The sequence below is a fragment of the Methylobacterium sp. Leaf466 genome, assembly GCF_001425565.1.
Classification (GTDB): domain Bacteria; phylum Pseudomonadota; class Alphaproteobacteria; order Rhizobiales; family Beijerinckiaceae; genus Methylobacterium.
Window position 1 is genome coordinate 198,341 of sequence record NZ_LMRC01000034.1, and the last position, 22,670, is coordinate 221,010.

Here is a 22,670-nt window from a genome sequence, read left to right on the forward strand (position 1 = left end):
ATGGTTCGCCGGGGCGCGGGGGCCCGACCCCATGTGATGCCGCCCGGCGGCCTCATCACGCGTTCATCTCGCCCGCGCTACCACCGTGACCGTCGACATACGGCGGCGAGACCCGCCGACGAGATCCGGAGACGACGACGGTGAAGCGCATCCTCCTGGTGGCCACGACGGCCCTGACCCTCGCCGGCGGCGTGAGCGCCCAGGCCCAGTACGGCGGGGGCTACGACGACGACCGGCCACGCCGCTACGAGGAGCGGCGCTCCGACGAGGACCGCTACGAGCGCCGCCGTCCGCGCTACGACGAGGATCGCTACGAGCGGCGCCGGTCGCGCTACGACGACGACCGGTTCGACCGGGCGCCGCGCGGCGGCGGCATCTGCGTCACCGCCCGCGGCAATTGCATGACGCGGCCGGCGCCGATCAATGCGCCCTGCGGCTGCGAGGTCCCGGGGTTCGGGTTCAAGCGCGGCGCCATCGGCGGCTGAGGCCGACGCGGTCCGGCGGCGAGGAGCTGCCCCGATCCCGCATCATCCCATTTCCGGGTGATCACTTCGTGATGCGGAAATGGGCTTCGCTCAGGCGCCGCGCGGGCTCGGTGATACGGTTCCCGCTTGATTCAAGCGTAAACCGCCTCACCCGATCCCGCGGATCGCCTCGGCGACCTCGCCGGCATATTCCTCGTGGGCGCTGAGCGCCCCCGGGACCGTCTCGCGGCTGACCCGGCCGGTGGCGATGAGGGCGTCCATCTCCGCGCCCGAGCGGCGCGGCGCCCGCTCGGGCCGCAGCACCAGCACCGGCGGCAGGCCGGGCCCCTCGAACAGCGACAGGAAGGCCTCGCGGCTCGCGCAGGGGTCGAGGCCGCCGGTGACGAAGGCGGCGGTGCCGAAGCGGGCGCCGATCTGCCGGGTGATGGCGTGCTTGTCGGCGATGACGCCGGGGGTGACGTGGTCCGGGTCGGCGTAGACGTGGGCGCGCATCATCCGCCCGATCACCGGCCGGCTGATGTTGATGCGGTAGATCGCGTCGCCGACGAGGGGCACCTCGACGAGGCGGCGCAGGGCCTTGAACAGGCCGCGCCGCTCCTGGCCCATGGCGGTGGGCAGCGGCCCGCGCCAGGTCGGTCCGACCAGGACGATGCGCTTGAACAGGCCGGGATGCCGGCGGGCCGCCGCCATGAGGTAGGGGCCGGCATGACCCGCCGCCACGGCGAGCGCGTAGGGGCCGGGCTTGGCCACGAACAACGCGTCGAGGAAGGCGTGCATCGTGCCCGGGTTCATGGGCAGCGGTACGCGGGCCTGGTTGCCGAACCCCGGCCAGTCGGGGATCAGGCAGCGGTAGTCGTGCCCGAGGTCGCGCGCCAGCGGCCACATCTCGGAGCGGGCCGAGATCGACGACAGGGCGGGCAGGAGCAGGGCGTCGGGGCCGCTGCCGACCACGTCGCAGGGCATCGACAGGGTGCGCCCGTCGATGGTCAGGCTGAAGCTGCGGGCGGAACGTGCCGGCTCGATCATGACCCCTCGGATGGCTCAGGCACCGGTCCGCGACGCGGCATGCGGTTGGCGGGATGAAGGACGAAGCGATCGTCGACAGTGTCGGCGGACAGTCGCCAGGTCGGTCACGACGATTCCGTCGAGAGGGATCGCAGGCCCGTCCGCGATCCCCGGACAGTCCCGCGCCGAGGCGCGGGGCGGCCGGCGTCCCGTCAGGTCCGCAGGAGTTCGTTGATCGCGGTCTTGGCGCGAGTGCCCGCATCGACGCGCTTGACGATCACCGCGCAGTATAGCCCGGGGCCGGCCGAGCCGTCGGGGAGCTTCTTGCCGGGCATGGTGCCCGAGACCACCACCGAATAGGGCGGCACCCGGCCGTAGAAGACCTCGCCGGTGGTGCGGTCGACGATCTTCGTCGAGGCGCCGATGTAGACGCCCATGGACAGCACGCTGCCCTCGCCGACGACGACGCCCTCGACCACCTCGGAGCGGGCGCCGATGAAACAGTTGTCCTCGATGATGGTGGGGCTCGCCTGCATCGGCTCCAGAACGCCGCCGATGCCGACGCCGCCCGAGAGGTGGACGTGCTTGCCGATCTGCGCGCAGGAGCCGACACTGGCCCAGGTGTCGACCATGGTGCCCTCGTCCACATAGGCGCCGAGGTTGACGAAGGAGGGCATCAGCACGACGCCGGACGCGATGTAGGCGCCGCGCCGGGCGATCGCCCCGGGCACCGCCCGCAGGCCGGCCTCGCGGAACTGCTTCTTCTTCCAGCCCTCGAACTTGGAGGGCACCTTGTCCCACCAGTTGGCGCCGTCGGGGCCGCCGTGGATGATCTCCATGTCGTTGAGGCGGAACGACAGCAGCACCGCCTTCTTGAGCCACTGGTTGACGTGCCATTCCTCGCCGGCCTTCTCGGCCACCCGCGCCTTGCCGGAATCGAGGAGTTCGAGGGCCGTCTCCACGGCGTCGCGCACGGCACCCTTGGTGCCCGCGTCGATCCCGGCCCGGTCCTCCCAGGCGGTCTCGATGGTGGCGGCGAGGTCGGCGTGGGCGCTGGGGGCGGACATGTCGGGATTTTCCGGGTGGCGGCAGACGAGCCCGTGCTTACAAAAGCCGGTCGGCCCTGTCACCCGCCGCAGGACGCGTCTCAGGGTAGGGGCCGCGTCTCAAGCCCCCTCGAACCGTGGCCGCACCCCGTCGAGGTCCCGCGTGAAGGCGACGAGATCCTCGGTGAAGTCGGCCTCGATGGCGGCGGCCGCCTCGGGAAACTCCTGGAGCACCCGGCGCATCAGCGTCGGCGTGATGCGCAGGACCTCCGAGGGCACGCTCGCCCGCGCCTCGCTTGGCCGCTCGCCGCGCAGGAACAGGGAAAGGCGCCCGATCAGCGCCGAGGGGCCGGCCACCACCGGCTCGCCGCCGGCCCGGCGGGGCGCCACCGCGATGGCACCGGCCAGCACCACGAAGCCGCCGTCGGCGCGCTCGTCGCGGGCGTAGAGAACGTCGCCCGCGGCCAGGCTGCGCCGTTCGGCCGCAAAGCACAGCAGCCGCAGGGCATCCCGGCCCATGAACCGGAACAGCGGGGCGGCGGACAGGATCGCGATGTCGTCGTCGAGTCCCACCGTCACGCGGTCCCTTCACCGTCTCGCCCGCAGGCCGATCTCGCCGCCCCGCCCATTCCGCACCGCGATGGGGACCGCCACGCGCGAAGGTCCGGGACCGTGTGCAAACGTCAAGGCAACAGTTTGTAGCCGCCGGATTCCGTCACGAGGATCGCGGCCAGGGCCGGGTTGGGTTCGATCTTCTGGCGCAGGCGGTAGATATGCGTCTCCAGCGTATGGGTCGTGACCTGCGCGTTGTAACCCCAGACCTCGGCGAGCAGCGTCTCGCGGCCCACGACCTCGCGGCCCGCCCTGTAGAGAAAACGCAGGATCGCGGTCTCCTTCTCGGTGAGCTTGAGCTTGGAGCCGCGGTCGCCCACCAGGAGCTTGGCGCCGGGGCGGAAGGTGTAGGGGCCGATCTGGAAGACCGCATCCTCGCTCGCCTCGTGGCTGCGCAGGTGGGCGCGGATGCGCGCGAGCAGCACGGCGAACTTGAACGGCTTGGTGACGTAGTCGTTGGCCCCCGCCTCGAGCCCCTCGACGGTATCCTCCTCCGAGACTTGGGCGGTGAGCATGATCACCGGCCCGCGATAGCCGTTGCGCCGCATCGCCCGGACCGCTTCGCGTCCGTCCATGTCCGGCAGCCGCACGTCCATCACCGCAAGATCGATCCGGTCCGAGGCGACCCTGGCGATGGCGCCCGCCCCGTCGGCCTCGGGCAGCACCACGAATTCCTCGGACAGGTCGAGCTGCTCGGTGAGCGTCTCCCGCAGCGAGGCGTCGTCGTCGCAGACCAGGAGGCGATAGGCGTTCGGCATCGGCTGCAACACTCTTCCACACGCGACAGGCGAAGATCCGCGCACGGAACGGGGCGCGAGGACGGGTCGATCGAAAATGGCCGGGCCGAACGGCCGCGACGACGACAACGAGCCGGGGTCGGACATCCTGGCCGGGCGTGTCACCCCGCTCGAGGGAGATGCCCTGCCCAAGGTAGATGCCCTGCCCAAGGGTGCCGCCCCGCCTCACGGACCCCTCGACGCATCCCACCCTAGCGCGTTTCGCCCAGCAGGAAATCATCCCGGATGCGTCGAGCGCAGCGGTTGCCCACAGCCTTCGTTGTCTTCCATACGTGAACGGCCGGGTGCAAGTTTCAACCGCCCGGCCGCCCCGCAATCCGGCCCCGATGGCACTCCGACGCGTCATGTCCCCTCCTGTCCGGTCGATCCCGCACCCGAAGGCCGTCCGCGCCGTCGCCCTCGCCGCGATCCGGGTGCGTCCGCTCGTCGGCGACCGCCGCCGCGGCCACCTGCTGGTGGGCCCCTCGGTCATTCCCTGCGCCCTGGGCCGGAGCGGGATCGGCACCGTCAAGCGCGAAGGCGACGGCGCCTCGCCGCGCGGGCGGTTCCGCCTGCGTGCGGCCGCGTACCGGCCCGACCGTCTCACGGTGCGTCCGGCCACCCTGCTGCCGATCCGCGCGACGCGCCCGCACGACGGCTGGTGCGATGCTCCGTCCCACCGCCGCTACAACCGGCCATTGACGCTGCCCTGTCCGGGGGTGAGCGCCGAGGAGATGTGGCGCGGCGACGGGCTCTACGACCTCGTCGTCGACATCGACTACAACCGCGGGCCGATCCGCCCCGGCCGCGGCTCGGCGATCTTCATGCACGTGGCCCGGCCGGGCTATCCGCCCACCGAGGGCTGCGTCGCCCTGGCCCGGGCCGACCTCCTGCGCCTGTTGCGCCGGCTCGGACCGAAGACCCGGCTGCGCATCGGCTGAGGCCTACCGGGCGCTCGCGGGCCTCGCCCGGTCGAGGGTCATGATGGCGGCGGCGGCGAACAGGCACAGGGCTCCGGCCGTGAAGAAGGCCGGCAGGTAGCTCGCCAGGACGTCGCGCGACAGGCCGGCGCCGTAGGCGGCGCCGGCCGCCCCGAGCTGGTGCCCGCAGAAGATCCACCCGAACACGAGGTTGGCCTTCTCGCGCCCGAACCGGGCCGCGGTGAGCCGCACGGTGGGGGGCACCGTGGCGATCCAGTCGAGGCCGTAGAGGACCGCGAACAGCGACAGGCCGATCAGCGTGAAATCCGAGAACGGCAGGCACATCAGGGCGATGCCGCGCAGGCCGTAGTACCAGAACAGGAGCCAGCGGTTGTCGTAGCGGTCCGACAGCCAGCCCGAGGCGACGGTGCCGATGAAATCGAAGGCGCCCATGGCCGCCAGCACCCCGGCACCCTGGATCGGGCTGATGCCGTAGTCGGCGCACAGGGGGATGAAGTGGGTCTGGATGAGGCCGTTGGTGCTGGCCCCGCAGATGAAGAAGGTCGCGAACAGCACCCAGAACACCCGCGTGCGCGCCGCCTCGCGCAGGGCGGCGATGGCCCCGCCGGCATCGACGGGGGCGAGCGCCGCCCCGGCCGCTGCCGCCTCGCCGTAGGGTGCCAGACCGAGGTCCTCGGGCCGGTCGCGCATCAGGAGCAGGACGGCCAGACCCGTGAGCACCAGCAGGCTGCAGACGAGGAGGAGGGCGGCGCGCCAGCCCCAGTGTTCGGTGAGGGCGGCGAGCACCGGCAGCACCACGAGTTGGCCGGTGGCCGAACTGGCGGTGAGGAGGCCGACCATGAGGCCGCGCCGCGCCGTGAACCAGCGCGTCGCCACGGTGGCGCCGAGCACCAGGGCGGTGAGCCCGGTGCCGACGCCCACCGCCACCCCCCACAGGAGCACCAGCTGCCAGACCTGGCTCATCCCCAGCGACAGCAGCATCCCGCCGGCGATGAGGAGGAGGGCGCACAACACGATCCGGCGCGGCCCGTAGCGGTTCATCAGGACGGCGGCGAACGGCCCCATCAGCCCGAACAGGACGAGGCGGATCGCCAGGGCCGCCGAGATCGTGGCGGTGTCCCAGCCGAACTCGCGCTGCAGCGGCAGGATCAGCACCCCCGGCGCGCCGACGGCGCCCGCGGTCACCAGCATCGTGAGGAAGGTGACCGCGGCCACCACCCATCCGTAGTGCACGCCGCGCCGGGCCAGCGTCGCGGCGAGCGCGGTGGAGGGGGACGCAGCGGTCATCGATATCGCGCCTCGCGGCCGGGCTTGAGCGCAAGGGGCGTAAGCGCCGAACCGGACCGGCGCAAGCGGACCCGCCACGATCCCAGCGTGCAGGAGCGGCCGGCCGCCGTCAGCGCGCCCAGACGCCGAGGCGCTCGGTGCGGGCCCTGTCCTCGGCCGCCACGAGGTCGGGGGTGGCCTCGGGCGAGGCGCGGCCGCCGCCGTTGAACAGGACGACCTCGGAGAGGTCGCGTCCGTCCACCGCGCAGAGGTGCGCTTCGCTGCCCGCCACGGGCCGGCAGGTGACCGAACGCTTGCCGAGGTAGCGGGTCAGCTCCTCGGTCTGGCCGCCGCGCACGAAGGCGACGCCGAACAGCCGCACCACCCGGCCGCCGATCTTCAGGGTGGCGGTATCGACGACCTCCGCCGGGCCGGTGATCTCGCCGGCCTGGGGCACCACGTCGGCCTGCATCGGCGCGTCGTCGGGGGCGGGCTCGTCGTCGGGCGGGGCGGCCTGGGGGCGGGCCGAAGCGGAGGGCGGCTGCGAGGCCGGCGGCGTCTGCGCGGCGGCGGGCGGAGCCTCGGCGGTGGGCGTCTGCACGGACGGCGTCGCCGCCGGGGCCGGGGAAGGCCGGTCGCCGTCCCCCCGAAGCAGGACGACGAGGAGGCCGGCACAGGCGACGGCGGCAAGCGCCATGACCGAGGAGGGGCGGCGCAGGCTTCCGCCGGGCCCGACCGCATCGCCGAGGCCGTCGCGCAGGCCGTACCAGGTTCGGCGGCCGCGATCGGCCGCGCGGACGGAGAGGTCGCCCGCGCCCCGGCGCCGGCTGCGATCCGCCAACGGCAAGGATACCGGGGGCACGGCCGGGGCGGGCGCCGACATCGCCGAAGGCGAGACCTCCGTGGAGGCCGCCATCGCCGTAGCCACCGACGGCGGCTCGGCCGATGCCGCTTCCGGACCCATCCGGGCGGGGCGTTCGCGGGACAGGCGCGTCCTGGCCGCGGCACGCATCGTCAGGAGACGGGTCCGGGCGGCCGTGGCGAGCGCCCGGCCGCGTTCCGTCATGGCGGCGAGCCTGGCCGGGGACGGCGCGAGCGAGGACAGCATCGATGGGCCGGGCGCCTTCGCCGCCACGGCGGGTTCGACGGCGGCCGGCGCAGGTTCGGGCTCGGGCGGCAGGAACAGGTCGGGGTGGCGCGAGCGCATCGCCGCCAGGGCCTCGTCGACACTGCCGTCGTGCGCGTCCGAACCATCCGCCGGCACGGGGGCGTGGGCGAGTTGCGCCTCCACCAGCAGCGCGAGGGTATGGCGGGCGATGGGGTGGGGGCGGGCATCACCGACCGCCGCCGCGATCCGCGCGCGAAGCGCGGCCCTGTCGGCGTCCCAAGCGGCATCCCGCTCCGGCAGGAGCGGGTCGGTGGGACGGGTGTCGGCCGGATCGTTGGCGTCGAGGGACATGAGCCCCGTCTTAGGCGCCGGCTTTGGTTCGCGCGTCAACCAGCGACGCGGAGGCCGCCCGGCGCAGGACGCGGCCCGATTCCGATACGATCACCGGACGGTCGTCGGCGAAGCTGATCTCCAGCACCAGTTCGCCGACCCCCTGCGTGCGGGTGCCGCGGGCGGGATTGCGGGCGCTGTAATCGTAGGTGGCCTGGACGATGCACACCTTCATGGCCGCGTTGCAGGAGGTGCGGATCGCACCGGGCTGGGCGGCATAGCGCCGCTCGGGCCAGCGGCTGGCGAACCGGCGCTTGTCGGCGATCACGGCGGTGAGGGAGACGGTCCGTCCGAACCGACGCACCTGCGGGGCGTAGAAGCGCGGCGCCTCCGCCAGACTCGCCTCGTTGGAGGCCGAGACGCTGTCGAGGTAATCCAGGGTCAGGCGCTGGGCCTTGCCCGCCCACGCGGGAAAGCGCGGGTCGTCGACGCCCGGGCCCGGGGCGGCTGCCGCCGCGGGCGGAGTGAACACGAGACGGTCCTGGCCGGGGCGCACCGGGCGCCGCGCCTCGCGGCGGGGCCTCGCCGGCGATTCCGTGACGGCCGCCGGGCTCGGCTCGGCCGTTCGCGCCGCGGCCCGCGGCTCGGCACTCGGCTGGGGGGCGGGCGGAGCGACGGGTGTCGGTGCCTCGGCGGCGGGTTGGCCCTGTACCTTGGTCGGCGGGTCGACCCATCCGGTCTGCGCGACGGCCGGCGCCACGGCAAGGCCCCCGGCGACCAGGACGGCGGAGGCGAACATCAGACGGTCGCGCATGGGATCAACACCGGATACGTCGGGGGCCAGGGTCGGGTCGGCCGTCCGCCGGACATCGATGCGGCGGCCCGCTCCTCACCACTAAACGGGACATCGGCGCGAAATGGTTCCATGACCGCGTCGCGAAAGGCGGTTCTCCCCGCTTTGCCCGGTATCGAACGGCCGATGAACGTCGATCCGGTCCCGCGCTCGCCTTCGAGGCTCGACGGCCTTGTCATGGCCGAGCTAACACCCACCTGTGGTGGCGTTGGGTCCGGGCCCCTCTGGCGGTGGACGTGTCGACCGTGATGTCGGACCCCTTCTCTGCCGTGGTGCCGCCGTCGGGGTGGTGCGACCGCACCGGGGGGATGGTGTTGCGCGTGATTCGATATGACCGGGCCCGACCGCTCGCCCCGTCCGGCCGACCTATGCCGGCGGCCCGACGCACGCCTTTCCGATCGGAGACGCCGTCGTGGTGAACGCCCCCTCGCCGGGGCGCCGCGCCCTTCTCCTCGTCAATCCCAACGCCCGCAACGGCTCCGCTCCCCTCGACGCGATTCGCGCGGCGTTGGTGGAGGGCGGCATCACGCCGTTCGAGCCGCCCGGCGAGGGCGATTGCACAGCCCTGATCAAGCGCCACGCCAGGGAGTGCGATCTCGTGATCCTGGGCGGCGGCGACGGCACGATGAATGCGGCGGCCCCCGCCCTCGTCGAGACCCGGCTGCCGATGGGCATCCTGCCGCTCGGCACCGCCAACGATCTGGCGCGCTCCCTGAACCTGCCCACCGACCCGGTCGCCGCCGCGCAGCTCATCACCACCGAGGAGGCGCGCCCGGCCGATCTCGGCTGGGTCAACGGCCACTACTTCTTCAACGTCGCCAGCATCGGCTTCTCGGCGGAACTCGCCGGGGACCTCACCGCGGAATCGAAGAAGACCTGGGGCACCCTCGGCTACGCCATCGCCGCCATCCGGGTGTTGCGCCGGGTCCGGCCCTTCACGGTGATCCTCGAGCACGACGGGATCCGGGAAAAGGTCACCACCATCCAGGTCTCGGTGGGCAACGGTCGCCACTACGGCGGCGGGATGACCGTGGAGGAGACCGCGCGGGTCGACGACGGCAAGCTCGATTTCTACAGCCTGGAGGTCGCGCACTGGTGGCGGCTCCTGGCGTTGCTGCCGGCCCTGCGCAAGGGCACCCAGGGGCGGGCCGCCGACGTGCGGGCCTTCTCCACCACGGAGATCGTGGTGCGCACCCGGCGCCCGCGCCAGGTCAACACCGACGGCGAGCTCACCACCGTGACGCCGGCCCATTTCAAGGTCGTGCCCGGCATCCTGCGCATCTTCGCCCCCGATCCCGCGACCCTGCCGCCGATGATCGCCGGCGTGCCCATTCCCTTCCCCTTCGGTACGAAAGCCTGACGCCGTGGACAGCCTGATTCAACTCGCCTCAGACCCCACCGCCTGGGCCGCCCTCGCCACCCTGGTGGTGATGGAGATCGTGCTCGGGATCGACAACCTGATCTTCATCTCGATCCTCACCAACAAGCTGCCGGAGGAGCATCAGACCAAGGCACGCCGCATCGGCATCGGCCTCGCGCTGGTGCTGCGGCTCGGCCTGCTCGGCTCGGTCGCCTACATCGTCCAGCTCACCGCGCCGGTGTTCGAGGTGTTCGGCAAGGGCTTCTCCTGGCGCGACCTCATCCTCATCGCCGGCGGCCTGTTCCTGCTGTGGAAGGCGACCCAGGAGATCCACCAGTCGGTCGACCCCGAGCCCGAGGACAAGACCGGGGGCAAGATGCAGATCGGGTTCGCCGCCGCCATCGGGCAGATCCTGGTCCTCGACCTCGTGTTCTCCATCGACAGCATCATCACGGCGGTGGGCATGACCGAGCACGTGCCGATCATGGTCATCGCCGTGCTCGCCGCGGTCACCGTGATGCTGCTGGCCGCCGATCCGCTGTCGCGCTTCATCGCGGCCAACCCCACCGTGGTGATGCTGGCGCTGGGCTTCCTCATCATGATCGGCATGACGCTGATCGCGGAAGGGTTCGGGGCGCATGTGCCCAAGGGCTACATCTACACCGCCATGGCGTTCTCGGCGGGCGTGGAGACCCTCAACATCATCGTCCGGCGCCGTCGCCGGGCCAAGGGCATCGCCGGCCAGAACGACCACGCCTGAGGGTGGCGCTCACTCGGTCGCGGCGGCGGGTTCTCCCACCGCCGCCGCGATCGGGGTGTGCCTGTGGATAACCCGTTCGTCACCCATCTCCGCCGTGGACTCTCGCAGGGCGCGCCGCCGCCGCTTCCGACTCGGTCAGACGCTTGTGGATAACCCGCCGCATCCCCACTTCCGGTGCAGGCGGGCGTCGGCCTTGACGCTCGGAAACGGTTAAGATTATTTTAGAACAAATGGCGAACAAGAGAGCTCTGTCCTGGTCGGCCGCCCTGCGCGACCTGCGGGACGATAGGTCGCGGAGCATGGACGTGCGCGAAGAACGCCTGAGATCGACGGCCGGGTTGCGCGGGACGCCGGCGCTGACGCTCAGCGCCTGGCGCGGGCATTCGGGCCGCCGCTACGTGGTCGGCGTCCACGACCTCGTCGAGCCCGATCTGGCGGAGATGGGCGAGGCGGTGGTGATGGCGGTGCGCCGGGACGCGGCCGGGGTCGCCGAACTGGTGGCCCTCTCCACCGCCGGCGAGACGCCGCGCGAGCGCCTCCAGAACTGGGTGGCCCGCGCCCGCAACAGCGGCGCCACGGAGATGCACGTCCATCGCCTGGCCGAGGACGAGAGCGAGCGCCGCGCCATCGTCGCCGACCTCGACGGCCCCGCCACCACCGGCACGCAGGCCTGAGCCGCGGCGCCGGCCCATCGTCGCGCTTGCATCCGGGGTCCGGGCTCGTCCAAGACGGGCCGTCGCTTCCGGGCCCGCGACCGGCCCGGGAGCTGGAAGCCTGGGAACGGACACGATGGCGTCGAACGTCGACCAAGCACGACCGGACGCGGCGGCAGGGCCGGCGGAGCCCAGGCGCAGCCGCATCGGCCTGTTCCTGCCGTTCGTCCTGCTCGGGCTCGTGGTGGTGCTGTGGTCGGTGGCCTGGTTCTGGATCCGGGGACGCGCTGCCGACGAGATGGACGCCTGGCTGGCGCGGGAGGCGGCCGCTGGCCGGACCTGGACCTGTGCCGACCGCTCGATCACCGGCTACCCCTTCCGCCTCGAATTGCGCTGCGGCTCCCTGGCCTTCGCACGGGCCGACGGACGCTTCACCCTGGGACCGCTGACCGCGGTGGTGCAGGTCTACCAGCCGCGCCACGGCCTCCTGCAGGTGTCGGGCCCGTTCCACGTGGAACAGGGCGACCTCGTGGCCGACGCCACCTGGAAGGATCTGGAGGCGAGTTTCCATGGCGCTTCCGACGGCTTCACCCGCGCCTCCCTCGTGGTGGACGACGTCAAGGGCACCATCGCCGCCGAAGGTCAGCCGCCGACGGCTTTCGCGGGCGACCACCTCGAGGCCCATGCCCGGCCGACCCCCGTGCGCTTTGCCAGCGAGGGCGCGGTCGACGTCAGCCTGCGCCTGACGCGGGCGGTGGTGCCCCCGCTCGACGCGCTCCTGGCCAGCACCGATCCCCTCGACCTCGCCCTCGACGCCACCATCGACCGGGCGGCGGTCCTGCGCACCGGCCAGGTCGCGCGCGAACTCGAGACCTGGCGCCAGGCCGGCGGGCGCCTCGACATCGCCCTCCTGTCCCTGGCCAAGGGCGAGCGCCGGCTCCAGGCGAGCGGCAAGATCGGCCTCGACGCGGACCACCGCCCGGCCGGCGACTTCGACGTGCGCGCCGCCGGGCTCGAGGCCCTGGTGGCCCAGGCGATGGGGCCGCGGATCGGCGCCGAGCGCGGCGCCATGGTCGGGCGCCTGCTCGGGCAGCTCCTGAGCGGGGGGCGCCGCGCGCCCGATGCGGCCGCACCTCCCGGCGATGCGGCCCTGAAGCCGCTGCCGCCCCTGCGCCTGGCCGACGGCCGCCTCATGCTCGGCCCCTTCCCGATCCCGAACGTCACGGTTCCTGCATTGTATTGAGGTCGGCCGATCCGATCGGCGTCGAGACAGGCCACGATGCCCGATCCCCTCCTTCCGGCGCCGTCCGCGACCGCCAAGGCCTATCCACTGCTCACGCTGACGGCGATGCTGTGGGCGGGCAACGCGGTGATGAGCAAGTGGGCGGTGGGCGAGGTCTCTCCCCAGGTCCTCACCTGCCTGCGCTGGACCGTGGTCTGCGCCGTGCTGGTCGCCATCGCCGGTCCGGACGTCCGGCGCGACTGGCGCCGCCTGAGGCCGCGCTGGCTCAGCATCCTCCTGATGGGGGCGGGCGGCTACACCGCCTTCAACAGCCTGTTCTATGCGGCCGGCGCCTACACCACGACCCTCAACATCGCCCTGTTCCAGGGGGCACTGCCGGTGCTCGTCGTGCTCACCAACTACGTCGTCAACCGCACCACGGTCACCGGCTTCCAGGGGCTCGGCGTGGCGGTGACGCTGATGGGCGCGGCGGTGGCGGCCACCCACGGCGACTGGACGGTGTTCACCACCATGGCGCTCAACCGCGGCGACATGCTGATGCTGATCGCCTGCCTCCTCTACGCCGGCTACACCGTCGCCCTGCCCAATCGCCCGGCGGTCTCGGGCCTCGCCTTCTTCACGGCCATGGCGGTGGCCGCCTTCCTGACCTCGCTGCCGCTGCTGGCGGTGGAATGGGCCGCCGGCCATGCGGTCTGGCCCAGTGCCAAGGGGTGGGCGATCGTCGTCTTCGTGGCGCTGGGGCCGTCGCTGGGCTCCCAGCTCGCCTTCATGCGCGGGGTCGAACTGATCGGCCCCAACCGGGCGGGCGTGTTCGTGAACCTGGTGCCGGTGTTCGGGGCCCTGCTCGCGGTGGTGCTGGTGGGCGAGCCGTTCCGCTGGCACGACGGGCTGGCGCTTGCCCTCGTGCTCGGCGGCATCTACATCGCCGAACGCTTCGGGCGCCGGCCCGCCGCGTGATACGTGTTTCCGCTTGGATCAAGCGGGAGCCGTATCACCGAGCCCGCGCGGCGCCCGAGCGAAGCCAAAATCCGCATTGCGAAGCCATCGAACGGATTGTGTGAGCGCTCAGGCTTCGCGCCACAGCCGCAGCCGGGCGCGGTCGGGTCCCACCGCTTCGCGTTCGAGGCCATAGTGCTCGGCCAGCCGCGCCAGGGCGATGCGGGCCACCACCTTGGCCGAGCGCGCCGGCCAGCGCCGTTCCGCCTCGATCCGCTCCAGGCCCTTGAGGAACCCGCACAGGTCGATCAGCAGCCCTGACAGGTCGCTGCCCACCGCGTCAAGGGCGGCCCGGACCCGCTGGCGTCCGGCCAGTATCGTGTCGGAGGCCGCGGACGGGTCGCGCGGTCCCGAACCGTCGACCTTCACGCCGCTCCAGTCGGAGCCCATCCGCGGCATCAGCGACGCCGTCGTGAGGTCGCGCCGCAGCCGCTCCCCGGCCTCGAAGCAGGCCGCGTCGATGAGGGGGCGGCCGTCGCGGTCGCGCCGCCGCGCCATCCAGGCGAGCGGGCTTTCGGAGGCGTCGCGCCAGGGTCGCTCGGGCCCTGCGCCGGGCTCCTGTACGAGGTCGAGGTGCTGGGCGAGATAGGGATGGGCCGCGCCCGCGGCCTCGCGCCGCAGCCGTGCTCGGCCCGCCGGGCTGATCGTCAGGCGCGCCCGCCGCCCGCCGCCCTGCTCGGCAAGGTCCGCCGCGAGCAGGGCCGCGCCCGCCCCGGCCGGGAACCGCCCCGCCCCGAGGGAGATCCCCGTTCCGCCGCTACGCACGATCAGGCCGGTCTCGTCGACCGGGTCCTCCAGCGCATAAGCGCCCTCCGCGGCGAGGGCCGCCAGGAGCCGCGCGGCATGGCGGTCGAGGCGCGTCTCCGGGCGAGTTTTGGGGACGACGGAGGCGAGGCCATGATTGGCCTTGCGAGCTTTGTTCATGATATGTTCCCTACGAAGATGGCCGGAAACGACCCCCGCACAACCAACGGTAAAGGAAAAATATCCTAGCACAAGTCTTGACAGCCAAAGGGCAGTCTTCCAACGGCCTCTTCCAAGGGCCGGTCTTCAGTGCCGTGCGAACGTCCGCTACGCTCGTCCGAGATCGACACGGGGTTTTCCCCACGAAAAAGGCCGCTCCGACGACATCGGAACGGCCTTCGTAGGCAGTCGATGCCCCACCCCACGGGCGGGAAGTGGCGGGCCGGCAGGCGGCCCGCCGGCCGATCACATGCGGCGCATGTCCCGGCGCATCATCCGACGCTTCATCATGCGGCGCTCCATCATCCGACGCTTCATCATGCGCCGCTCCATCATCCGGCGCTCCATGCGCATCATCTGAACGTTGGTGACGGCGTCGGGAGCGGTGACGCCCATCGGAGCGCCGGGGGCAGCGGAGGCGGAGGTGGCGAGGCCAGCGGCGCCGAGCGAGGCGAGCACGGCGAAGGCGAAGGTCAGTTTCCTCATGAAGGGCGTCCTTTTTTCTGTGTCCCGAGCGCGGCACCCGGTTCGTTCTCCCGGCGCGGCGCGCCGGAGAAGATCGTCGCACACCGGGGCGCGCGGCAGGCCCCCGTTCGGGCCTGCCGCTGACAACACGCGAGTCAGAGTTTCGTTTCCTCGAAGGCCCTGACCCAATCAGCGCAGATGCCCGAGCGGACGATGTCGTCGAGGGTGAACTCCACGATCGGGATGCGCATCATCCGGCTTTTCACGAGATGGATGACGGTGCGCAGGCCCGAGGTCTCGCGCAGATCGGTCTGCGAGACGTCGCCGTTGATGATGACCTGGCAATCGTCGCCGATGCGGGTCAGGAACATCTTGATCTCGGCGGTGGTGGTGTTCTGCGCCTCGTCGAGGATCACGAGGCAGTTCTTGAAGGTGCGCCCGCGCATCACCTCGAAGGGCACCACCTCGATGTCGCCGGTCTTGCAGGCGATCTCGAAGGCCGCCGTGCCCATCCGCTCCTTGATGGTCTCGGTCAGCGGCGCGACCCAGGGGGCGATCTTCTCCTCGAGGGTGCCGGGGAAGAACCCGAGCGAGCGTCCCGAGGGCACGTTGGGCCGGGTGATGATGACCTTGGAGATCCGCCGTTGGCGAAGCTGGTCGGCGGCGCGGGTGCCGGCGATGTAGGTCTTGCCGGTCCCGGCGGGCCCCAGGACGATCACCTGGGGGTGGGTCGCCAGGGCATCGAGGTATTCGGCTTGCCGGTCCGTCAGGGGTTGGATGGGACTGAGGATCCGCTCCTCGTCGAAACGCGTTCGGTGCAGTCGGGCCGGATGCTCGTCAACCAATTCAAGTCGTGCGCGCCGTCTCTTCATCGAACAACACTCCAACCGGACGTGCCAATCTGGACTTGCCAACGCTTCGCTACGCTACTGTCGTGACTCCCGCCGATATCCTCCGGTCCACAGATCAAACTCTCCGATGCCGGGGAGTTCCCCGCACCGACGAGGCCGCTGTGGACGGCCGGCCGATCCCGCCCGGCCGATCCCGCGACGTGTCGCGCGGGTGTTGCCGTGCACGCACCATGCCGCGCTGCACGCGACAGGGCCATGACGACAGCTTTTCGTTAACGGAACCGTAAGATCGCACGAGGTGCTGGACCCGCTCGGGGTACGATCCATCGCGATCCCTCGATTGTCCACGCCGCAGATGGGCGGGACGGCCGGCCCCTCGGGGCCGGTGAGACGCCTCATCCGGGCTGGATGAAACTGTCGAGCACCATTTTCCGGCCGGCCTTGTCGAAGTCAACGGTGAGCTTGTTGCCGTCGACGGCCGCGACCTCGCCGGGGCCGAACTTCATGTGGAAGACGCGCATGCCGGTGGCGAAGGCCGAGGGCGCGCCGGTGGACGATGCCACGAGTTCGCCCTCGATCTGGCGCGGGGCGCCGCGCTGGCTCGACCCGCGGCCGAACTCCTGGCGGCGCGCGGTGGCATCCGCGGTCCTGGCGGTGTTCTCCTGCGCCCGTTGCCAGCCCGGCGTAGAGTACGACGAGCCGAACGGCGTCGGGTTGCGGTCGAACCGGGAGGCGCCGGCCGCGAAATGGGCGGGCGCATCGACCACGTCGACGGCGTCCGGCGGCAGTTCGTCGATGAAGCGGCTCGGCACCGTCGAGGACCACAGGCCGTGGATGCGCCGGTTGACGGCGAACGACAGTTTCGCGCGCCTGCGGGCGCGGGTGAGACCGACATGGGCGAGGCGGCGCTCCTCCTCCAGCCCGGCCCGGCCGCTCTCGTCGAGCGCCCGCTGGTTGGGAAACAGCCCGTCCTCCCAGCCCGGCAGGAACACCGTGTCGAATTCGAGCCCCTTGGCGGCGTGCAGGGTCATCAGGGAGACGCGATCGGCCCCCTCCTGCTCGCTGGCCTCCATCACCAGGGAGACGTGTTCGAGGAAGGCGCCGAGATCCGGGAACTCCTCCATGGAGCGCACGAACTCCTTGAGGTTCTCGAGGCGCCCGGCGGCGTCGGCCGAGCGGTCCTTCTGCCACATCTCGGTATAGCCGGATTCCTCGAGGATGGTCTGGGCCACCTCCGATTGCGGCCGGCCCTCGATCATCCGCGCCCACCGCGAAAAGCTCTCCACCAGGGCGCGCAGGGTCGAGCGGGCCTTTGGCTTGAGCTCGTCGGTCTCGACGAGGCCGCGCGCCGCCATCAGCAGCGGTACCTTCCGGGCCCGCGAGGTGGCGTGCAGCACCTGCAGCGTCGCATCGCCCAAACCGCGCTTGGGGGTGTTGAAGATGCGCTCGAAGGCGAGGTCGTCGGCCGGATTCACGGTGACGCGCAGGTAGGCCAGCGCGTCGCGGATCTCGGCGCGCTCGTAGAAGCGCGGGCCGCCGACGACCCGGTAGGGCAGGCCGAGCTGGACGAAGCGGTCCTCGATCTCGCGCATCTGCGCCGAGATCCGCACCAGCACCGCGATCTCGGACAGCGGGTGGTTCCTGGCCTGCAGGCCCTCGATCGCCTCGCCGAGCTGGCGGGCCTCCTCCTCCGAATCCCAGGCGCCCGAGACCGTGACCTTCTCGCCGGCCACGTCCTCCGTGCGCAGGGTCTTGCCGAGACGGCCCTCGTTCTTGGCGATGAGCCCCGAGGCGGCCGAGAGGATGTGGCCGGTGGAGCGGTAGTTGCGTTCCAGCCGCACCACGGTGGCGCCGGGGAAGTCGTGCTCGAACCGCAGGATGTTGTCGACCTCGGCCCCGCGCCAGCCGTAGATCGACTGGTCGTCGTCGCCGACGCAGGCGACGTTGCGGTGGCCCAGCGCCAGCAGCCGCAGCCACAGGTACTGGGCGACGTTGGTGTCCTGGTACTCGTCCACGAGGATGTAGCGGAAGCGCTGCTGGTAGGTCTCGAGCACGTCCGGGTTCTCGCGCCAGAGCTTGAGGCACAACAGCAGCAGGTCGCCGAAATCCGCCGCGTTGAGGGTGGCGAGCCGGGCCTGGTAGGCGGTGTAGAGGGCGCCGCCCTTGCCGAAGGCGAAGGCCTGCGCCTCTCCCGGCGGCACCTGCTCGGGCGAGAGGCCCCGGTTCTTCCAGCCGTCGATGGTGGAGGACAGGGCGCGGGCCGGCCAGCGCTTCTCGTCGATACCCTGGTCGGCGATGACCTGCTTCATCAGGCGCAGCTGGTCGTCCATCCCCAGGATGGTGAAGTCGGACTTCAGGCCGACGAGCTCGGCGTGGCGGCGCAGGATCTTGGTGCCGATGGCGTGGAAGGTGCCGAGCCAGGGCATGCCCTCGCCCGCCGGGCCGATCAGCGCGCCGATGCGCAGCTTCATCTCGCGGGCGGCCTTGTTGGTGAAGGTCACCGACAGGATGTCGTAGGGCCGCGCCCGGCCGGTGGCGACGAGGTGGGCGATGCGGGTGGTGAGCACCCGCGTCTTGCCCGTGCCGGCGCCGGCCAGCACCAGCACCGGCCCTTCGGTGGTCTCCACGGCCCGGCGCTGCTCGGGGTTGAGCCCCTCGAGATAGGGCTCTCCCTGCGGCCGCAGGGACGCCATGGCACGCGCGGCGATGGAAGAACCGGTTTGCGAGGTCGGAGCGGGCGCGGGCGCCGCGCCGGGATGCTGTGTCATGCCCGCTTCCCTGGACCAAAACGCGAACGGCGTCGAGGGCGCGGCGCCCGCGCCCGGCGTCCAGGCTGCGACCACGCGGGGGTACTCTTCGCGCCTGCGTGGAACTTGGATTCCCGCCCCCGCGTCGACACATCGAGCCCAGTCGCCGCCTCATCCGAGCCTCGAGTCAGTCAGGACCGACCCATGCGCCTATCCCTCGCCACCGCCCTGTTCCTCGCCGCCGCCAGCCCGGCGCTCGCCCAGTTGTCGGGCAACCCCGACAGCCTGAACGCCACGAACGAGCGGCTCTCCAACCAGAGCCAGATCCGCGGCATCCAGCAGCAGCAGCAGTTCGAGAACAACCAGATGCGCATGCAGATCCAGCGCAACGACGCCTTCCGCGCGGCACCCGCGCCGACGATCGTCGTTCCGCCCCGGCGCTGAGGCCCGGCACTGAAGCGCGCCCCCGGCCCGTGTGCTATGCGCAGGCCCGGGGACGCGAGATGTGGCGCCGCGCCGTGGATGCGGCCGGGTGCGATCCATCGTCGAGCCCCGTGAACCGGCCCGGCGACGCGGGCGACACGGGAACAGAGACTGGTGCGTGACATCCTGACCGCGGTCGCGGGCGCCGTCATCGTCATCCTGGTGGCGGCCCTGGCGATCCCGCCGTTCTTCCCCTGGGAGGAGTACCGCACCCTGGTCGACCGGGCGATCTCGCGGTCCGTCGGTCTTCCCGCCCGCAGCGAGGGGCGGATCGGGGTGCGGTTCCTGCCCTCGCCGCGGCTGCGCCTCGACCGGCTCTCGCTGGGCGACGCCCGGGACACCGACAGGCCGTCCGTCGACCTCGGCTTCGTCAAGGCCGAGATCGGGCTGACGCCGCTCCTCTCCGGCGAGATCCGCTTCACCGAGACCCGTATCGGCCGGGCAGAATTGCGCCTGCCGGTGACCGACGGCGACAGCGTGATGCTGCCGGCAGCCCCCCTCACCGGCGAGGACGGGCTCGCCGTCGACGACCTCGCCATCCGCCAACTGGTGGTCACCACCATCGCCACCAGGACCGGCCGGACCGGCCAGATCCGTGCCGAGGACGTCCGCCTCGACGCGCCGCGGCTCACCGGCCCGTGGCGGGTCGCGGGCTCGCGCGGCGGCGTGCCGTTCCGCCTGTCCACCGGCCAACCCGATGCCGAGGGCCGCATCGCGGTCAAGCTCTCGGGTGGCGGCGACACCCACCCGCGCGTCGAACTCGACGCGCGCTTGGGTCTCGTCCCGGTGCCGGACGCGCCCGCCGGCCCGATGCGGGCGATGGTGCCGGAGGCGGAGGGGACCTGGCGCGTCGTCGTCGGGCCGCCGACCCAGGCGGCCGGTCCCTACCTGCCGTTCTCCCTGTCGGGGCGCTTCGCCTCGCGCGGCCCCGTCGCCACGCTGGAAGGGGTGACCGCCGAGATCGACCCGGGCGGCAAGACCCTGCGCCTCGCCGGCGACGGGCGGCTCGACCTGCGCGAGGGCCGCGCCGCGCTGAGGCTGGAGGCGCGCCGCCTCGACCTCGATTCCTTCCTCATCTCCACCGAGGGACAGGCCCTGATCGGGCGCGGCATGCCTGCCGCCGCCGGCAACCTGCCGGTGCTGGCCGACCTCGACGTCTCCGTCGAGAGCCTGGCGCTCGGCCTCGACGACTGGTCGGACCTCGACCTAGGCCTCACCCTCGATCGCGACGGCGGCCTCGTCCTGCGGCGCTTCCGGACCAAGGCGCCGGGCGGCGCCCGGCTCACCGTCACCGGCAGCCTCGACACCCAGCCCCGCCTGCGCTTCACCGGCACCGCCGGGCTCGACGTGGCGGCCTCCGACGGATTCGGGCGCTACCTGCGCAAGCTCGGCCTCGAGGGGCCGGCGGTGGCGGTGATGGACGGCCGGCCGATCCAAGCCTCCTCCGACCTCTCCGCCGACTTCTCGGCCGAAGCCCCGACCCTGTCGCTGCGCAACCTGCGCCTCGGCCTCGGCGAGGCGCGGATCACCGGCAACGCCCGCTACACGCGAGGGGAGGCCGGCACCCGGGGCCGCTTCGACGCCCAGCTCGCGGCCAAAGGGGTCGACATCGCGACGCTGCCCTCCTTCGCGCAGGCGGTGTCGGGCCTGCGCGGCCACGACATCGGCCTGACGCTGCAGGCCGGCGACGTCCGCTACGGCCCGCGCCAGGGCGCCGGCGGCAGCATCGCGGCCAGCATCCGGTCTGACGGTCCGGCGCTGTCCATCGACACCCTGGAGGTGACGGATCTCGCCGGCGCCAACGCCAGGCTCTCGGGCCGCATCGCCCCCGACGGCTCGGGGCGGATCGCCGGCCATGTCGACGCGCCGGTGGCCGCCCCCCTCCTCGCCCTCCTCGACCGGGCCTGGGTGGCGGAGGCGCGGCTGCTGCCGGCCTTCCTGCGCCGGGGCGCCCTCGACCTCGACCTCAGCCTGGAACGGGAGGCGGGGGCCGCCGACACCCTCAGGGCCGCCGCCAAGGGCAAGGCCGCCGGCAGCGACCTCGACCTCACCGTGATCAGCCGGTCGGGCCGCATCGTCAGCCTCGACGCGACGCTGGCCACCGCCGAGGCGGCCCGCTGGCTCGGGCGGGGCGAGGCTCCCACCCGCCAGCCGGCGCGCCTCACCCTGACCGGCCGTCGCGGTTCCCTGCCCGGCGAGCCGAGCCCGTTGAGCGTCACCCTCGACGGGGCCGTCGCCGGCCTCACCCTGGCGACCAAGACACCGATCCTGGTGGAGCCCGGCCTGCTGCCCCCGGACGCGGGCGAGATCGCCATCGCGACCGCCGACCTCGGCCCGGTCCTCGACCTCGCCTTCGGCAAGGGTGCGACCGTGCCCGGCCCGCTGCCGGCGGACCTCGTGCTGGGCCTGTCGCGGGCCGGCGACGAGGCGCGGTTCGCGGTGAGCGGGCGCATCGCCGGCCATCCCGTCACCGCCAGCCTGCTGCGGGCGCCCGAGGGCGACCTCGGCGGTAGCCTCGGGCTGCGGCGGCTGTCCCTGCCCTGGCTCGTCGGCGTCCTGGCCCTTCCCCCCGATCCGCGCGCGGCCCCGAGCGCCGACGCGACCCTGTCGGGGGCGCGGTTCATGCCCGCGCCCGAGCGGCCGCCCCTCACCCTGGCCCTGCGGGCCGACACCCTCGACCTCGGACGCGGCTTCACCATGACGGGGGCGGCCCTCAACCTGCGGCTCGCCGACGGGGCGCTCAGCCTCGACGACATCACCGGCACCCTGGCCGGCGGCGTGTTCACCGGCTCGGCCACCGTCGCCCGCCAGGGTGGGGCGGCGTCCGTTTCCGGCGAGGGTCGCATCGACGGGGCCGATCTCAAGGGGCTCGCCGGACCCGGGGCGGTGGCGGCCACGATCTCGGCGTCGCTGCGCTTCGGCGCCTCGGGGGAGAGCTTCGTCGGCCTCGCCAACAACCTCGGCGGCAGCGGCAGCCTGACTCTCTCCGGGGTGAGCCTGCCCGAGGGCGATCCGCGCGGGATCGGCCGCGCCCTCGCCCGCGCCCTGGAGGACGACGACCCCCTGCGCGAGGGCCGCCTCAAGGGGTGGATGGCCGAGGCCCTGGCCGCCGGCCCGTTCGCGGCCAGGGGGCCGGCACGGGTGCCCGCCACCCTGGTCGGCGGCGCCTTGCGGGCGACGCCCCTGTCCCTCGATCTCGACGGCGGGCGCTGGGACGGCAAGATCGATCTCGACCTGCGCAGCGGCCGCTTCGAGGCCCGCGGCACCCTCACCGGCACCGACGCGCCCCGCGGCTGGACCGCCGGCCCGCCGGCGATCCAGTTCGGTTATGCCGGCAGCCTCGCCAAGCCGGAGCGCATCGTCGATCCCGGTCCCCTCACCACCGGGCTCGCCGCGGTGGTGCTGCAGAGGGAACTGGAGAGCATCGAACTGTTCGAGGCCGACCAGAGCGAGCGCCAGCGCCGCCGCGCCCGCATCGAGATGGACCGCGCCAGGGCGGAGGCGATCAAGGCGGCGGCCGAGCGCATGGCGGCCGAGCGCACGGCAGCGGACAAGATGGCGGCGGACAAGGCGGCCACCGAGCGTGCCGCCGCGGAGAAGGCCGCGGCCGAAAGGCTCGCGGCGGAACGGGCGGCGAAGGCCGCGGCCGACCGGGCCGCCGCCGAGGCGCGCACCCGGGAGCCGCCGACCCCTCCGGTCCCCGCCGAGCCGTGAGCCCGGCGCGGGG

The 22,670-nt window shown here is 72.6% G+C and carries 20 protein-coding genes; 9 read left to right on the forward strand and 11 right to left on the reverse strand.

Annotated features, from left to right (window positions below):
* Positions 1-140 precede the first annotated feature (140 nt).
* Positions 141-485: a hypothetical protein gene (locus ASG59_RS17090; RefSeq protein ID WP_200945977.1), complete on the forward strand. Its 345-nt coding sequence runs from the start codon at positions 141-143 to the stop codon at positions 483-485.
* A gap of 147 nt (positions 486-632) precedes the next feature.
* Here the strand turns inward: ASG59_RS17090 and ASG59_RS17095 are convergent, their stop codons facing one another.
* The 4 genes from ASG59_RS17095 to ASG59_RS17110 all read right to left on the reverse strand — a co-directional run bounded on the left by ASG59_RS17095 (position 633) and on the right by ASG59_RS17110 (position 3,906).
* Positions 633-1,511 carry an alpha/beta hydrolase gene (locus ASG59_RS17095; protein ID WP_056283318.1) on the reverse strand — a complete coding sequence of 293 codons (879 nt, stop codon included), beginning with the start codon at positions 1,509-1,511 and terminating at the stop codon, positions 633-635.
* Positions 1,512-1,702: 191 nt separating this feature from the next.
* Complete coding sequence (gene dapD, locus ASG59_RS17100) at positions 1,703-2,557, reverse strand: 2,3,4,5-tetrahydropyridine-2,6-dicarboxylate N-succinyltransferase (protein ID WP_055886902.1); 855 nt, start codon at positions 2,555-2,557, stop codon at positions 1,703-1,705.
* Positions 2,558-2,656: 99 nt separating this feature from the next.
* On the reverse strand, positions 2,657-3,109 hold the full coding sequence (locus ASG59_RS17105) for a cyclic nucleotide-binding domain-containing protein (protein ID WP_056410496.1): 453 nt from the start codon (positions 3,107-3,109) through the stop codon (positions 2,657-2,659).
* Between the two features lie 110 nt (positions 3,110-3,219).
* Positions 3,220-3,906, reverse strand: coding sequence for a response regulator transcription factor (locus ASG59_RS17110; protein WP_055886899.1), 687 nt, complete (start codon positions 3,904-3,906; stop codon positions 3,220-3,222).
* Between the two features lie 383 nt (positions 3,907-4,289).
* Here ASG59_RS17110 and ASG59_RS17115 point away from each other — a divergent pair, with 383 nt between their 5' ends.
* A complete protein-coding gene (locus ASG59_RS17115; protein ID WP_056410279.1) occupies positions 4,290-4,865 on the forward strand; it encodes a L,D-transpeptidase family protein in 576 nt (191 codons plus the stop codon).
* A gap of 3 nt (positions 4,866-4,868) precedes the next feature.
* On the opposite strand, the gene ASG59_RS17120 is transcribed toward ASG59_RS17115, so the two are convergent.
* The 3 genes from ASG59_RS17120 to ASG59_RS17130 all read right to left on the reverse strand — a co-directional run bounded on the left by ASG59_RS17120 (position 4,869) and on the right by ASG59_RS17130 (position 8,383).
* Positions 4,869-6,152, reverse strand: a complete 1,284-nt coding sequence (locus ASG59_RS17120; protein WP_056410281.1) for an MFS transporter — start codon at positions 6,150-6,152, stop codon at positions 4,869-4,871.
* A 109-nt stretch (positions 6,153-6,261) separates the two neighbouring features.
* Positions 6,262-7,590, reverse strand: a complete 1,329-nt coding sequence (locus tag ASG59_RS17125; protein WP_056410283.1) for a hypothetical protein — start codon at positions 7,588-7,590, stop codon at positions 6,262-6,264.
* A 10-nt stretch (positions 7,591-7,600) separates the two neighbouring features.
* Positions 7,601-8,383 (reverse strand): hypothetical protein, encoded by a 783-nt coding sequence (locus ASG59_RS17130; protein WP_056410285.1) that lies wholly within the window; start codon positions 8,381-8,383, stop codon positions 7,601-7,603.
* 451 nt (positions 8,384-8,834) lie between these two features.
* Here ASG59_RS17130 and ASG59_RS17135 point away from each other — a divergent pair, with 451 nt between their 5' ends.
* The 5 genes from ASG59_RS17135 to ASG59_RS17155 all read left to right on the forward strand — a co-directional run bounded on the left by ASG59_RS17135 (position 8,835) and on the right by ASG59_RS17155 (position 13,395).
* Positions 8,835-9,782 (forward strand): lipid kinase, encoded by a 948-nt coding sequence (locus ASG59_RS17135; protein WP_156399282.1) that lies wholly within the window; start codon positions 8,835-8,837, stop codon positions 9,780-9,782.
* A 4-nt stretch (positions 9,783-9,786) separates the two neighbouring features.
* A complete protein-coding gene (locus ASG59_RS17140; RefSeq protein WP_056410287.1) occupies positions 9,787-10,542 on the forward strand; it encodes a TerC family protein in 756 nt (251 codons plus the stop codon).
* A gap of 230 nt (positions 10,543-10,772) precedes the next feature.
* A complete protein-coding gene (locus ASG59_RS17145; protein WP_055886882.1) occupies positions 10,773-11,216 on the forward strand; it encodes a hypothetical protein in 444 nt (147 codons plus the stop codon).
* 115 nt (positions 11,217-11,331) lie between these two features.
* Positions 11,332-12,438, forward strand: coding sequence for a DUF2125 domain-containing protein (locus tag ASG59_RS17150; RefSeq protein WP_056410289.1), 1,107 nt, complete (start codon positions 11,332-11,334; stop codon positions 12,436-12,438).
* 36 nt (positions 12,439-12,474) lie between these two features.
* A complete protein-coding gene (locus tag ASG59_RS17155) occupies positions 12,475-13,395 on the forward strand; it encodes a DMT family transporter (protein WP_055886876.1) in 921 nt (306 codons plus the stop codon).
* A gap of 108 nt (positions 13,396-13,503) precedes the next feature.
* Here ASG59_RS17155 and ASG59_RS17160 read toward each other — a convergent pair whose 3' ends face one another.
* The 4 genes from ASG59_RS17160 to ASG59_RS17175 all read right to left on the reverse strand — a co-directional run bounded on the left by ASG59_RS17160 (position 13,504) and on the right by ASG59_RS17175 (position 18,481).
* Positions 13,504-14,358, reverse strand: a complete 855-nt coding sequence (locus tag ASG59_RS17160; RefSeq protein ID WP_244475742.1) for a DUF6456 domain-containing protein — start codon at positions 14,356-14,358, stop codon at positions 13,504-13,506.
* Positions 14,359-14,643: 285 nt separating this feature from the next.
* Complete coding sequence (locus ASG59_RS17165) at positions 14,644-14,883, reverse strand: hypothetical protein (protein ID WP_055886873.1); 240 nt, start codon at positions 14,881-14,883, stop codon at positions 14,644-14,646.
* A 134-nt stretch (positions 14,884-15,017) separates the two neighbouring features.
* A complete protein-coding gene (locus ASG59_RS17170; protein WP_055886870.1) occupies positions 15,018-15,734 on the reverse strand; it encodes a PhoH family protein in 717 nt (238 codons plus the stop codon).
* 374 nt (positions 15,735-16,108) lie between these two features.
* Entirely contained in the window at positions 16,109-18,481 is a 2,373-nt protein-coding gene (locus ASG59_RS17175) for a UvrD-helicase domain-containing protein (protein ID WP_056410290.1), read from the reverse strand.
* Positions 18,482-18,664: 183 nt separating this feature from the next.
* On the opposite strand from ASG59_RS17175, the gene ASG59_RS17180 reads away from it, so the two are divergent.
* Together ASG59_RS17180 and ASG59_RS17185 are read left to right on the forward strand one after the other, a co-directional pair.
* Positions 18,665-18,904, forward strand: coding sequence for a hypothetical protein (locus ASG59_RS17180; RefSeq protein WP_055886864.1), 240 nt, complete (start codon positions 18,665-18,667; stop codon positions 18,902-18,904).
* A 153-nt stretch (positions 18,905-19,057) separates the two neighbouring features.
* Entirely contained in the window at positions 19,058-22,657 is a 3,600-nt protein-coding gene (locus ASG59_RS17185) for an AsmA family protein (RefSeq protein ID WP_056410293.1), read from the forward strand.
* The last annotated feature ends 13 nt before the right edge of the window (positions 22,658-22,670 follow it).